General features: G+C 36.7%; 14 protein-coding genes. 2 read left to right on the top strand and 12 right to left on the bottom strand.

Annotated features, from left to right (window positions below; genetic code table 11):
* Positions 1–48 precede the first annotated feature (48 nt).
* From BR72_RS03915 to yjcZ, 11 genes are all read right to left on the bottom strand, one after another.
* Positions 49–264 carry a YozE family protein gene (locus BR72_RS03915; RefSeq protein ID WP_035430313.1) on the bottom strand — a complete coding sequence of 72 codons (216 nt, stop codon included), beginning with the start codon at positions 262–264 and terminating at the stop codon, positions 49–51.
* A gap of 75 nt (positions 265–339) precedes the next feature.
* The gene (locus BR72_RS03920) at positions 340–612 is read right to left on the bottom strand and encodes a YokU family protein (protein ID WP_035430316.1); all 273 of its coding nucleotides are present in this window, start codon (positions 610–612) and stop codon (positions 340–342) included.
* Positions 609–2,027 (bottom strand): lysine 2,3-aminomutase, encoded by a 1,419-nt coding sequence (ablA, locus tag BR72_RS03925; protein WP_035430319.1) that lies wholly within the window; start codon positions 2,025–2,027, stop codon positions 609–611. The genes BR72_RS03920 and ablA overlap by 4 nt, the downstream gene beginning before the upstream one ends.
* A 245-nt stretch (positions 2,028–2,272) precedes the next feature.
* Positions 2,273–3,652: a sigma-54 interaction domain-containing protein gene (locus BR72_RS03930; protein ID WP_035430320.1), complete on the bottom strand. Its 1,380-nt coding sequence runs from the start codon at positions 3,650–3,652 to the stop codon at positions 2,273–2,275.
* A gap of 143 nt (positions 3,653–3,795) precedes the next feature.
* Positions 3,796–4,644 carry a putative beta-lysine N-acetyltransferase gene (gene ablB, locus BR72_RS03935; protein WP_035430321.1) on the bottom strand — a complete coding sequence of 283 codons (849 nt, stop codon included), beginning with the start codon at positions 4,642–4,644 and terminating at the stop codon, positions 3,796–3,798.
* A complete protein-coding gene (locus BR72_RS03940; RefSeq protein ID WP_035430322.1) occupies positions 4,641–5,909 on the bottom strand; it encodes a peptidase in 1,269 nt (422 codons plus the stop codon). Before BR72_RS03940 ends, ablB begins: the two co-directional genes overlap by 4 nt.
* 15 nt (positions 5,910–5,924) lie before the next feature.
* Positions 5,925–6,587, bottom strand: a complete 663-nt coding sequence (locus BR72_RS03945; protein WP_035430324.1) for a CoA transferase subunit B — start codon at positions 6,585–6,587, stop codon at positions 5,925–5,927.
* Positions 6,572–7,270, bottom strand: coding sequence for a CoA transferase subunit A (locus BR72_RS03950; protein ID WP_035430326.1), 699 nt, complete (start codon positions 7,268–7,270; stop codon positions 6,572–6,574). Before BR72_RS03950 ends, BR72_RS03945 begins: the two co-directional genes overlap by 16 nt.
* Positions 7,267–8,577 (bottom strand): aspartate aminotransferase family protein, encoded by a 1,311-nt coding sequence (locus BR72_RS03955; RefSeq protein WP_035430328.1) that lies wholly within the window; start codon positions 8,575–8,577, stop codon positions 7,267–7,269. The genes BR72_RS03950 and BR72_RS03955 overlap by 4 nt, the downstream gene beginning before the upstream one ends.
* A 423-nt stretch (positions 8,578–9,000) precedes the next feature.
* Complete coding sequence (locus tag BR72_RS03960) at positions 9,001–10,473, bottom strand: NAD(P)/FAD-dependent oxidoreductase (protein WP_035430330.1); 1,473 nt, start codon at positions 10,471–10,473, stop codon at positions 9,001–9,003.
* Between the two features lie 367 nt (positions 10,474–10,840).
* A complete protein-coding gene (gene yjcZ / locus BR72_RS03965) occupies positions 10,841–10,984 on the bottom strand; it encodes a sporulation protein YjcZ (protein WP_035430331.1) in 144 nt (47 codons plus the stop codon).
* Between the two features lie 203 nt (positions 10,985–11,187).
* Between yjcZ and BR72_RS03970 the strand changes: the two genes are divergently transcribed.
* Positions 11,188–11,952, top strand: a complete 765-nt coding sequence (locus tag BR72_RS03970; protein WP_035430333.1) for a DUF4397 domain-containing protein — start codon at positions 11,188–11,190, stop codon at positions 11,950–11,952.
* Positions 11,953–12,049: 97 nt separating this feature from the next.
* Positions 12,050–13,282, top strand: a complete 1,233-nt coding sequence (locus BR72_RS03975; protein WP_035430336.1) for an aminopeptidase — start codon at positions 12,050–12,052, stop codon at positions 13,280–13,282.
* 253 nt (positions 13,283–13,535) lie between these two features.
* Here the strand turns inward: BR72_RS03975 and BR72_RS03980 are convergent, their stop codons facing one another.
* Positions 13,536–14,672 (bottom strand): BA2291 family sporulation histidine kinase, encoded by a 1,137-nt coding sequence (locus BR72_RS03980; RefSeq protein ID WP_081904777.1) that lies wholly within the window; start codon positions 14,670–14,672, stop codon positions 13,536–13,538.
* Positions 14,673–14,699: the final 27 nt, after the last annotated feature.

Raw genomic sequence — 14,699 nt, forward strand, 5'->3', positions numbered from 1 at the left:
ATTGAAAAATGATTCGTAGTAAAACAATCTACAAATAGTCGTTTCACTCTACCGCTCTTGCATATATAATTCCCAGGCACGATCAAAAATGCTCATGCTTTCTAATGAACCACTTAACTCTAGGTATGAACTAATTTCATCATAATCCTCAGATTGCTTTGGAAAACTATGATCTTCATACATTGTTTCTGCCAAGTCGGATAGTTCATCTTTCAATAAGGAAGCACGGTGCTTCATCATATAATGATAAAATGACTTTTTCAACAATATTCCCTACCTTTCTAACTTGGCTACATTATACAAGGCAAACAAGAAAAAAACCAGCATAAAAAATGCCGGTTAAAAATCAAAATAATTTCGCTTTAATAAACGTGGACGCTCCATAAGCTCTGTAAATTTGATTTGTTTTGGCAAATCTTTCGTATAAATCAAAAAGAGTTGATCTTCAATTTCTTTCACAATCGTATCTGACTGATAATGCATTCCGCAATTTGAACATGCGATACAAGGTGTTTCTTCAATTGTAACTGTTTGTGTTCCATCTGGTAATTCCCAGTATACGGTGTTTACGCTTTCAATTGCTTCTTCACCTCCACACCACATACATCTCATACTGCATCTCCTTCAGTTTTTGTATCCTCATCTACTTTTGCCATTTGCGCTTTAAATTTTTTATCTTTCAATTGATCACGCTTTTCACGTTTATCTTTTAATGAAGCATGTGTATTATTTGTTTCATAATCTTTACGGCGATTCATACGCTGCAAGCCTTCAGGTACAAGATTAAATTTCTTATCACTCATTAGCGCTGCTATACCAACATCAGAGCGCTTTTCTTCGTAAGTAGGATAAATTTCTTTGAAATATCCTTCTGCTCTGCCTGCTACATAATTTTCTGGCTCTGGATACGTTGTAATAACACCTTCAAAGTTACGAAGAACAACTTTATCAGCACTTTGTGAAATAATGTAGTTTGGCTGAACGGCAATTTTACCACCGCCGCCCGGTGCATCTACAACAAATGTTGGTACCGCATAACCAGATGTATGTCCGCGTAATCCTTCAATAATTTCAAGACCTTTTGATACCGGCGCACGGAAATGACCAATTCCTTCTGATAAGTCACATTGATAAATATAGTAAGGACGTACGCGAATTTTTACTAAATCGTGCATCAGTTTTTTCATAATTGGTACGCTATCATTAATTCCTGCTAAAATAACAGCTTGGTTTCCAAGTGGTACACCAGCATTTGCCAGCATTTCACAAGCAAGTTTAGATTCTTCTGTAATTTCAATAGACGTATTAAAATGTGTATTTAACCAAACTGGATGATATTTCTTAATGATATTGCAAAGATTTTCCGTAATACGCTGCGGAAACACAACGGGAGCCCTTGTTCCAATACGGATAATTTCCACATGCGGAATTGCACGTAAGTTCTTTAAAATATACTCTAAAATGTTATCGTTAATAAGAAGTCCGTCACCGCCAGAGATTAATACGTCACGAACTTGCGGTGTTTCACGAATATAAGCAATCGCTTCGTCTAATTGTTTCTTTGGTACACCCATCCCAATTTGTCCACTAAAACGACGACGTGTACAATAGCGACAATACATCGAACATTGATTTGTAACTAGGAAAAGAACACGGTCTGGATAACGATGAGTTAATCCTGGAACTGGTGAATCTTCATCTTCATGAAGCGGGTCTTCTAAATCATACTTCGTTTTATATAATTCCTCTGTAATCGGAACAGATTGCATACGAATTGGACAACGTGGATCATCTGGATTCATAAGGGATGCATAGTATGGTGTAATGTTTAATGGGATTGTTTTTGTTGAAATTTTAACACCTTCTTCTTCTTCCGGTGTTAAATTAATAACTTTCTTTAAATCATCTAATGTTTTAATTGTATTTGTTAACTGCCAAATCCAATCATTCCATTGTTCCTCTGTAACATCTTTCCATAATTCAATATCTTTCCAATGACGTTGTGGTTTATATACGTCTTGTAACATTGCCATTCCCCCTTTTTAAACGCTCACTACTTATTAAAGCAATAATCATGCCAACTTTATCGGTTACATCTAGATTTTGATTCGCTTTTACTAGTACAACCTTAACTATTACAAGCTTTCTTACTATAAAAATATCGTTTTATACGAAAACAAAAAATAAATACCCCTTAAAAGAAACAGAATTTTCTTTACTTTTATATATGTAAGCACTCATTTATTGGTGCAAATGCACAAAAAGCTGCCAATTATTCGGCATATTTCGCATATTTATTTAATTTATACTGCAACGTTTGTCTTGGAATGCCTAACAACTTTGCAGCCTGTAAAACGTTTCCTTTCGATTCTAACATTGCTTGTTCAATCAAGTCTTTTTCCGTTTGATGAAGTGCCTCTCGAAGTGGTAATATCGACTTTTTCGGCAGATGCGGTGTTTGTCGAAACGAACGTGGTAAACAAGATAATGTTAGCATTTTCCCTTCTGCTACAATGACCGCATGTTCAATCATATGCTTTAATTCACGTACATTACCTGGCCAATTGTATTGAAGTAAGTGCTGCTTTGCATCTTCATCTATTCCAACTACATTCTTTTTATATTCCTTATTATAAGCTTTCAAAAAGTGCGGAGCTAACAATAAAATATCTTCCTTTCGCTCACGAAGCGGCGGAATAAATAAGGAAAACACATTTAACCGATAATACAAATCTGTACGAATTTTATTTTCACGAAGACACTCATCTGGAGGTTGATTCATCGCTGTAATTACACGCACATCAACTTTTCTTGTTTTATTATCACCGATGCGGCGAATAACACCATCTTCTAGTACACGAAGCATTTTTGCTTGTAAATCTAACGGCATCGAATTCAGTTCATCTAAAAATAAGGTACCACCGTCCGCAAGTTCAAATAAGCCGGCGCGCTCTATGGCACCTGTATAGCTTCCTTTTGTCGTTCCAAACAGTAAGCTTTCAAGTAATGATTCTGGCAAAGCAGCACAGTTTTGAGCAATAAACGCGTTATTTCTTCGTTTCGATGCTTCGTGTATCGCTTGTACAAATAACTCTTTTCCCGTCCCTGTTTCACCGTAAATCAGCACGTTTGCATTTGTAGTTGCAACCTTTTGCGCCAATTGTTTCGCCTGTGAAAAGCGCTTATCATTCGTTATAATCGTATCGAATGCTACATGCCTGTATGGTGCTTTTTTCGGTGATGACCGTTTCATTTTCGACTGCAGGTCAGCAATTTTTTCCGTTAACTTTTGAATCGTAGAATAATCTTTTGCAATTTCAACAGCGCCTGCTATGCGTCCTTCTATAAAAATAGGAAGCGTTGTATTCACCGTGTATACATCTTCTCCCCTTTGATTTTGATATCGTTGCACTTGGTGTAGGATTGGCTTTTTCATTTGCAATACCTTTAACAGTGTACTCGTTTCTGGCGTTAACGAGGGAAATGCTTCTAATAAATATTTACCAAGTACATCTTCTACATTCGATCCATCATGTTTTGCTGCCACAGTGTTATAAAAAATCGTAACCCCATTTTCATCTACTGCATGAATAGCTTCATCAATGCTACTTAAAATCGCTTCAATCACTTCTTGTGTTGAAATCGCCAGCAACGTACTTCCCTCCTTTGCTCAAAAATCAGCAATTATGGTGCCAAATTTTGAGCATCAATCACTAAAATGAAACTCCCATCAGCGAAGATATTTTCTTCTACGCTTATGGAAGTTAAGTAAGTTGATTCTTTATGAACTGTTATCTACGAAATACGAGATAAATCCTTTACCCAAACGTTCATATCCTCTAACTTATCGAAAATATAACAGTTATTCGCAAGTCGGCCTGTATACGTATATCCAAGCTGATAAAATGCTGCGTTCATACCAAATGAAAGTGCCCGCGCGATTGTATACGAACAAAAAATACCTCTCTCTTGCAGTTCCTCTTCTAACTTCATCAGTAAACTTTTCATAAAACCGTGTTTTCGATACTCTGGTAATGTTGCACAATTTGTTAATTCTGCATTTCCTTCTTTTACGTTTATTTCTGCTGAAGCGGTGCTTATAATCTTTCCATCCGTTTCATACACGTAATAAATTGTATCTTCCTTCATCGTTTTCACAATATAATCGACTTCATTTAAAGGTGTTGGATAAATCTCAAATACTTTTCCAAATACATCCGCAAGCTGCTGTGCATCTTCTTCTGTCGCTTTTCGTAATATAAACTGTACTTGTATTTCTTTTTCTATTACTTTCTTAGCAATTACACCACTTAAAATTTCATCTTCCTTCACCCACTGCACGCTATTACGGCGCTCATCATCCCGATACTTTACCATAAAATATGCATCATGCCCCTGGAAGTATTGAGGAATATTTGCTTCTAGCGCAAAGCCAAGAGAGAGCCACTCAGAAATGTGCTCTCCCTTTCCTTTAATAATTAATTTCGTGAAAGAATGAGAGTTTGCGAGTTCTTCAACTCTATGCATTACTTTTTCAACATTTCCCTTATAATGGTCAACTCGAATACGTTTATTAAAATAATCTAACGTGCCTTCTAAAGTATAGTACTTCGTCTGTTCTACAAATTCTTCGTAATATTTCATTGGTCCACCTCGCACCAATCCAGCAGTGTACATGCAATAATCTTTGCCGCTGCAATCATTTTATCAATTTCAATATATTCATTTGGATAATGTGCGACTTTCGTTTCCCCTGGACCAAATACGATCGTTGGAATATTTGCGATTTGTGTAAATAACCCTCCATCTGTTCCCCAAGGTGATGCCTCAACAATTGGCTCTGTGCCTTCAATATGTAAAAAATTATCTTTTAGTGTCGTGATAAGCGGATGGTTTTCTTCCAATTCCCCCGGAACCCATCGTGCGCCAAACCATTCTACCTCTACTGGATGTTCTGTAAACCATGAATCTACCTGATTTAACTGTCCTACCCAATTTTCAAATTCTATTTTTGCATCTTCCATACTTTCATTTGGCGCTACGCCGTATCTGCCTTCTAAAGTAAGAAAATCAGGTACAGAACTTGGCCAACTGCCACCTTCAATTTTCCCAATATTAATCGGGATTGGAATCGGAATTCCTTTATATAAAGGATCCGTAATCCGCTCATTTCGTTTTTCTTCTAGCTTCCTCATATGCTCAACAACAAGCATACTTTTCTCAATAGCACTTACACCTTCATAACGTGTCCCACCATGCGCAGCTTTCCCCTTTACGAATAAACGAAACCACATTGAACCTTGTTGTTTCGAGAAAAATTTCATATTCGTTGGTTCTGGAATAATTACGCCATCTGCCTCGTAACCTCGTAAAAGTGTCGCAAGCGTACCTGCGCCGCCGCTCTCTTCTTCTATTACACTTTGAAAATATACATCTCCCTTTAGAAAAATGCCTGTTGCTACAATGGCTTCTATCGCCAGCATGAGCGATACATTACCACCTTTCATATCAGTAGTGCCGCGACCGTATATACGATTCCCAATTTTTTCTCCTGCATACGGATGATGCTCCCACTGCTTCAAATCTCCTTCAGGCACCACATCAATATGACCATTTAAAATCATCGACTTTCCGCCGCCGCGACCCTTTAATGTTGCTACAATATTAGGACTATCATTAAAACTTGTACGCGGTGAAACAAAATACGGATGATCTTTCATTTTCGTAAACGACGGCTCCCAAATATCCAAATCTAAACCAAGCTCACGCAGCTTTTCAATTACTACTGCCTGCGCACCGCTTTCATCTCCGCTCGTGCTTTTTTCTTGAATTAAACGTTTTAATAATTTCACACTCATATTTTCATGACTTTCAATATATTCACACACTTGTTTTTTATATTGCTCCAATTGTTACCTCCCCTTTCAGTCAATCACTAGTAAAGATGGACTTACATGAAAAGCAGCTTCTGTACATTTTTTAATATCTTCTACTGTGTACGGACTCATTAATTCTTGCAATACTAATCCTTTCGGTGTTACTTCCATTACAGCCATATCTGTAATAATGACGTCTACACATCGTTTTGACGTAAGCGGAAGTGTACATTCTGAAACAATTTTGGATTTTCCGTATTTATCGACATGACTCATTACAACGACAACACGTTTTGCCTTTTGTGCTAAATCCATGGCACCACCTATTCCTGGTACACGCTTTCCAGGTACAATCCAATTTGCTAAGTCACCTTTTTCACTTACTTGTAGTGACCCTAGAATGGTAACATCAAGTAATCCTTTTCGAATCATTCCAAATGCTGTGCTGCTATCAAAATAACTAGCTCCGGCAATAATTGATGTTGGCAAGCCAGCCGCATTACATAAATTTTCATCCTCTTCGCCTTTTACCGGTGTTGGCCCCATACCTACAATGCCATTTTCCGCATGAAACATAACATGCATATCATCTGGCAAATGATTCGGAATAAGAGATGGGATGCCGATTCCTAAATTCACAATCATCCCGTTTTGAATTTCCTTTGCCGCACGTTTTGCAATTTTGTTGCGAACATCTACTCCCATGCCCATTTCCAGTTCACTCCTTCCGATGGAACGATATAATCAACAAATACACCAGGCGTGATAATTTCTTCTGGATCGAGTTCTCCAAGTGGAACAATTTCTTCAGCCTCGACGATCGTAATATCACCGGCCATCGCGACATGTGGATTCATATTGCGCGCGCTTTTATCAAACACTAGGTTTCCAAACGGGTCTGCTTGTTTCGCAAACACGATAGATACTTCTGCAGTTAGGGCCGTTTCAATCAAATATGTCTTCCCATTTATTTCAACCGTTCGTTTTCCTTCTTCTACAATTGTATCCATCCCAACATCAACAAGAACACCACCTAGTCCTACTCCTCCAGCTCGAATTCGTTCTGCTAATGTGCCTTGAGGAGAGAATTCAATTTGTAATCTCCCTTCATTTAACTGCCGTCCTGCATTTGGATTTGAACCGATATGTGATGTAATTAACGATTTTACACGCTCATTTGTTACAAGACGGCCAATGCCTACATCAGGAAAACCTGTATCATTTCCAATTAAATGTAAATCACGAATTCCTTTATCTAAGATTGCTTGAATTAAAGAGGGAGGAGAACCAATCCCTCCAAATCCTCCAAACATAAGCGTCATCTCATCATGAAAATATGGCATAACATCTTGTATTGTTTTTATCTTTCCAAATGTATTTGTAATAGTTGTCATACGATACTATGCCCTCCTTTTTGCGTCATTTCTTCTACGCTTTTCGCAAAAATATGAAGTAGTTCATCAAGCTCTGCATATGTAGTCGTAAGCGGCGGTGCAACTAATAATGCACTATCTTCCTTACCCGCTTGTCCCGATACAGCTTGGTATAAAAGAAGACCGTTTTTCGCCGCAACAGAAATAAGTTCAGACGCCTTTGTAAACGGTTGCAATTCTACCCCGATTAACAATCCTTTCCCGCGTACATCAGCAATGATTGTCGATTGTTGCTGCACCTTTTGCAAACCTGCCATTAAATATTTCCCTTTTTCAGCAGTTTCTTCTGGTAAACGGTGCTTCTCTGTATATTCAATTACCGCTAAAGCTGTCGCCGCAGATAGTGGATTTGCACTCAATGTATGTCCGCTCATCACAGAACGAGACCCTCGTAAAATCGGTTCCATCACACGATCACTTACCATCGTGGCAGCAATTGGCGCATAACCAGCTGCTAATCCTTTTCCGAGCGTCATAATATCCGGCTGGACATCCCAATGCTCCATCGCAAACCATGCTCCTGTGCGGCCTAGTCCTGTCATAACTTCATCAGCAATAAATAAAATATCATAATGCTCACAAATCTCTTTAATCACCTTATAATAATCTTTCGGTGGTACTACAGCTCCCCCAGCTGCACCAATAATTGGCTCCGCAATAAACGCTGCAATATGCTCTGCGCCAATACGTTCAATGGATCGCTCTAACTCTGTCGCACACGAAAGTTGACATGTTGGGTACACCTTTTGTACAGGGCAACGGAAACAATACGGTGCTGGTAATGTCGGGTAATCTTCCAAAATGGAAACAAAACGTTGTCTACGCAATGGATGCCCAGACAATGATAATGCTCCCATCGTAATTCCGTGATAACTCATCCAGCGTGACAAAATTTTATTCTTTCCTTGAATACCGCGCTCTTGAAAATGTTGAATCGCAATCTTCATAGCCGTTTCATTTGCTTCTGTACCGCTATTCACGAAAAAGCTCCAATTTAAATCGCCCATATTTAAATCGCTTAGCTTCTTCGCTAGCTTCTCTGCTGGCTCACTCGTAAACTGTGAACGATATACAAAAGCAATTTCTTCTGCTTGCTGTTTAATAACCTCTGCAATCTCTGTTACACCATGACCAATGCTTGCTGTAATCGCTCCTGACGAACCATCAAAATATTTATTTCCATTTTGATCATATAAATAAACACCTTTCCCGTGTGAAATCATCGGATACGGTTGACCAACAAGTGGCTTAATTAAGTAATCACGCATGACGTTCCCCCCGTTTCTTCAACTCATATATAAATATGTAGAAAATCAATTCTTCTTTCATAAAAAAAAGAACTCTCTGCTTAAGCAGTGAATCTATTAAAAAGCCAATATTATAGAATATAAAAATAAATGCATAAAAATAAAATAGAAAGAAATTTCAGAAATAAAAACCTATAAATCAACAACGTTTTCTCTACATCCCTCCCTATCCAAACGAAAACATCAATTAAAAACCACGTACTCCTCTCTTCTAAACTATCATTTTAAGCGAAAACATGTTGCTAATATGTAAACTTCGACAACCCTCTAGTAAATTTCCTTCTTACTTCTTCATTTTATTCCATATACTTTCAAACAAATTTAGACAAAATTTTCACAAAAAGAACCTCGTCCTATGATAAGACGAGGTTCTCCTACTGTATATTATCCCACTACAACTTCTTCTCTTTTTTCTGTCTTGCTAGTTAAATATTCTACGATATTACGAGCAATATGAACACCACATGCACTTGCTTGTGCTAATCCCCGTGTTACGCCAGCACCGTCTCCGCCTAAGTATAAACCGGAAATTTCTGATTCAAAGTGTTTATTAAGTTTTGGTCTTGCAGAGTAGAATTTCGCTTCTACACCGTAAAATAATGTATGTTCAGAGGCAATGCCTGGTGTGACATGGTTTAATGCCTCAGTCATTTCAATTAAGCTCTTCATTGTATTGTATGGCAATACAAGACCTAAGTCTCCTGGTACCGCTTCTTTTAATGTTGGCTCAAGAAACCCTTCTTGAATACGCTTCGGTGTAGAACGGCGACCTTTTAAGATATCTCCATATTTTTGTATCGTAACCCCGCCCATTGAAATGCGATTTGCTAAGCGTGAAACTTCATGTGCATATTCGTTCGGCTGATCGAATGGCTCAGAAAATTGATGTGATACTAAGAGCGCAAAGTTCGTATTATCACTACCTAGCGCAGAATCTTTGTACGCGTGACCATTCGCTGTCATAATACCAGAATGATTTTCAACAACGACGTGACCAGATGGATTACTACAGAATGTGCGTACTCGCGTTCCTACAGATGTGTTGAATACGAATTTTCCTTCATAGAGATGCCTATTTATTTCTTCCATCACAATATTTGAAGTTTCAACGCGAACACCGATGTCTACTTGGTTCGTGTTCATTTTTAAACGGCGTTTTTTCATAATTTTAGTAAGCCAAGCAGATCCATCACGACCTGGTACAATGACTACTTTTTTTGCAGATAATATTGTTCCATCTTTTAAAACAATTCCACGAACGGTATGTTCATTCTCTGCCTTTTCAGTTACGATATCGTCCACTTCCACTTTAAATTTCATGTCAATTTTCTCTTTTAAATATTCGAAAATGCTTTTTAAAATTTCTAAGTTTTGTTCTGTACCTAAGTGACGAACTTGCGCACGTAATAGTTTTAACCCCGCTGCATAAGCACGTTTTTCAATATCACGAACTTCATCCGTTAATGGATCTGTAATTGAAGTAGTTGCGCCGTGTGCTAAGTTAATTTCATCTACATATTTGATTAAGTCCATTACTGTCGATGGCGATAAATAATCTGTCATCCAACCACCGAATTCACTTGTAATGTTAAATTTCCCATCTGAATATGCTCCTGCCCCGCCGAATCCATTTGTGATAGAGCATGCTGGTAAACATCCTGCATACTCTTTCTTTCCAACAGCAGGCGGACATTTCGTTATTTTCTTTTGAAGAATCGGACAATTACGTCGATATATATCATGTCCTTTATCGATTAATAGCACCTTTGCATCTGGCATTTTACCAGTTGTTTCATAGCAAGTAAAAATCCCCGCAGGACCTGCACCTACAACAATTACATCATAGTTCGTATTCATATATTCATTCCCCCATTGCATTCCTAAGAAAACCCTTACTAAAGGTATCATGTCCCATTTGGAAAGTCAACAGATTTAACGAACGATTATTAATAAAAATGTTTAAATGTTCGTGAAAAATCACGTTTTTTTATGCAAACAAATAAAAATAGCATCCAAAACAAGAAAGAACCGATTAATCATTTCTGCATCACTGGAGAGTAAGACCCCCACCTCACATTTAAAAGAGGCAATAAAGCTAGGTGGAGGATAACTGCCTGTATAAACCCAATTGGGCAAACTTTTCATCAGTGAGGCGAAAAGACTCCCACTGATGGAAGTTTCACTTTATTTTTAATCGGTTCACCATGACGCTCTTTCTGCATAATTAGAAACGTACGCAAGTAGCTCCAATTATAATTAATAAAATAAACAACACGACCACGATTGCAAAGCCAAAACCACAGCCTCCAGCACCACCGCAGCCATAACCACTGCCATAGCCTGGATATCCTCCACCATAGCCCCACATAATTTTTCACTCCTTACATCCATTTAAAATAGTTTACATTTACAAAATATGTAGGACAAACATTATTTTGTATGTGTGTTTGCCTAGAAATTAAAAAAATCTCCAGTTCAGATAGAGATTTCATCCACTTAAGGCTTTTTTTGCATATCTTCTCCTTGTACATGCATATAGTTGTAATAATGAGAAAAGAGGGAGGCATATCAATGAATTCATTTGAAGGAGAAAAATACGCGCAGCAAGCTTCGATGTATGAGCAACTTGCTCGTTATTACAAATATACAAATCCCCAAAAATATATGGAAGTATACTTAAGACACTATGAGGTGATGAAACAATTCGTACAAGCTTATGAGAAGAATCGTGTATCACTACCATTTTCAAGTGAGCAATCATTACCCTCTTACGTTCGAATCCTACACGCTTCTCCTGATTTATCTGCTATTGATATTGTCATGAATGGACAAAAAGTAGTAAAAAACATTTCATTTAAGCAATATAGTCCATATCTTTCACTTATCCAAGGACAATACCGCGTTGATATCGTACCTACTGGCAAAGAAACCCCCATCTTTTCAACGCTCGCTCCTGTAATGGGAAATCATGCATATACTTTTGCGGCAGCTGGAAATTCCGATAAACTGCAACTTCTACATTTAACTGATAATACACCTCTTCCATATGGACAAGCCAAAATACGATTCGTTCATTTATCTCCTGATGCACCTCAAGTAGATGTGGCTTTAAAAGATGGGGAAAGCCTGTTTGAAAAGGTTATATTTAAACAAGCAACAGATTATTTACAAGTGAGCCCTGGAGTCGCAGATATTGAAATAAGTGCTGCAGGAACAAAAAACGTTATTTTAACAATACCTGAGGTGAAAATTGAGGCAAATAAAATTTATACGATTGTTACACTTGGTTATGTAAATAAATCCCCAAAACTGGAGAGTTTATTTTTGACAAATTAGTTTTCCATAAACATGCGACTAACAAAAAAACAGAATAGAAAAAATATTGAATTTTATTTATAATTGTAAATAAATATATATTTCCAGGAGGTTGAACATGACTCATTTTGAAGAAAATTTAAAAAAGTACGCGCAATTAGTTATACAAATTGGGATTAATATTCAAGAAGGACAAACTCTCGTTATCCATGCCCCTATTACATCTTCACGCTTAGTTCGTGAACTATCAAAGCAAGCCTATAAATCTGGAGCAAAAAATGTCCATGTCGAATACTCGGATGAAGATTTAACGTTAATTAAATACTTACATTCACCACTAGAAGGTTTGAAGGAATTCCCTCACTGGAAAGCAAAAGGACTTGTTGAATTAGCGAAAAACAACGCTGCCTTTTTGTATGTTGATGCATCTAACCCTACTCTTCTTCAAGATATTGATGCAGAACGACTTGCAATTGCGATGAAAACAAGTGCAGCTGGTATGAAGGAACTGACCGAATACCGAGTTAATAGTCAATGTAGTTGGTCTATTATCTCTTTTCCAACCACCGAATGGGCGTCGCAAATCTTTCCTGAACTTAGTGCTGAAGAAGGTGTCAATAAATTATGGGAGCTTATCTTTACAACTACAAGAGTAACTGATGATAATCCAATACAGGCATGGCAAAATCATATTCAATTATTAAATAGTAAAGCACATCATTTAAATGAGAAAAAGTATAAAAAGCTGCACTATAAATCTGATAAAACTGATTTAACGATAGAACTTCCGGATACTCACAAATGGTTAAGTGCACAATTTCAAAATAAAATACATACTCCGTTTATACCGAACATGCCTACAGAAGAAGTATTTACTGTCCCATTAAAAACTGGTGTAAACGGTGTAGTAGGAAGTACAAAGCCCTTAAATTATGGCGGTACATTAATCAATAATTTTTCTCTTACTTTCCGTGAAGGAAAAGTTGTTGATTTTTCAGCCGAAACTGGTTATGAAACTTTGAAAAAATTATTAGAAACAGATGAAGGCGCCTTGCACTTAGGAGAAGTTGCGCTCGTTCCGTACGATTCACCTATCTCTAATACAAACGTTATCTTTTTCAACACATTGTTTGATGAAAATGCATCCTGTCATCTTGCATTAGGCAGTGCACTCCCTATGTGTATCAAAGACGGTATTCATATGAGTAAAGAAGATCTGCAAAACAATGGATTAAACGATAGTATTACACATGTTGATTTTATGGTTGGATCTGCCAACCTCGATATTGATGGTGAAACATTAGATGGAAAATTTGAGCCTATCTTTAGAAATGGTAATTGGGCATTTTAATTTTTTGTTTCAAAACATAAAAATATATCAACTTTTCTTTCAACAAAAACACACCGTTCAAAATGAGAACGGTGTGTTTTTAAATGTACAATGTACCACACTTTAGTACCTATTAAAAAATATATAAATCCATTTTAATTTTTCGACATACAAATTGCTGCCATGCACAGCCAAATGCTCTGCGCCTCTTAAAAAAGACCGTTATATGTGGTCTATAATCGATACGTTTATAGACTGACCGCTCGCTCTGCCGTTATATTGCTTTTTCAAACGAAATATGAAATTCTGTCCACTCTTTTGTTGACTTACACGTAATGTACCCTTTATGTTTCTCCACAATTTGTTTACAAACAAATAAACCAATTCCAGTTCCTAACTTCTTTGTAGTTACAAATGGTTCAAATATTGTTTCTATATTTTCTATTGGAATCATCGGTCCGTTGTTTTTAATAAAAATATGTATTAATTCTTCATCTTCACAAATTTCAATAACAATTCTCTTGCTTTCATCTATTCCTTCAAGAGCGTCAATAGAGTTCATTAAAATATTTAAAAACACTTGTCTAACTTCGCTTCGATACCCTGTAAATGGTATTGGATACGGCAAATTTTTCTCAATAGAAACATTTGCATTCACTAAACTCGGATATAAGAAATGAATAATATCATGAAATAAGTCATTCAGCCAAAATCTTTCTGCTTCATTCCATATTTCTTTTTTTGATACAAGTAAAAATTGAGAAATTCTAAAATTTAATTGATCAAGCTCATGTGAAATTATATCTAAATACGGAAGATTCGGTTGATCTGATTTTAACAATTTTACAAATCCCATAATAGATGTTAATGGATTACGAAATTCATGAACGAAACTCGCTGACATTTGCCCTAATATTGTCAATCTCTCTTTATGTGTTTCATTAATAAATTTTTGCTTTTCTTCCAAATTTTTCGAAATAATCTCCGAATATTTCAGAACTGTATAATAAATTAAACGATCAAAACAAATATGTATCTTACCCATGATTGGTTTCAATTCACGAGCGTTCACATCCAATTCACACATCGCTTCAAATAATTCATTCCGCCCTACATTTGCATTATAGACAAAATCGCCAATATTTGCGTCTGCCTTCGCACGTTCAATGGCAATTTTCTCACATAATGGTCTAATAAGCTCAATATCTTTCTCACTCATAATAAGCTCAATCATTAATGATAATATTTCTTCTCCGTTCTCAACGATTTCTTGTTTAAAAGGATCATTTTCTGAAATAATAATTTTGTTTTTCCATTTCTCTACGAATTGCTGATTATTCATTTTTAAGTACGTACAAAACATTTTACTAATATCCTCGATCGGAAAAACCCCCATTCCCTCCATCTCCATACGAAAAATACCCTATATATATATTTT

The organism is Bacillus sp. UNC322MFChir4.1 (genome assembly GCF_000746135.1).
GTDB lineage: Bacteria > Bacillota > Bacilli > Bacillales > Bacillaceae_G > Bacillus_A.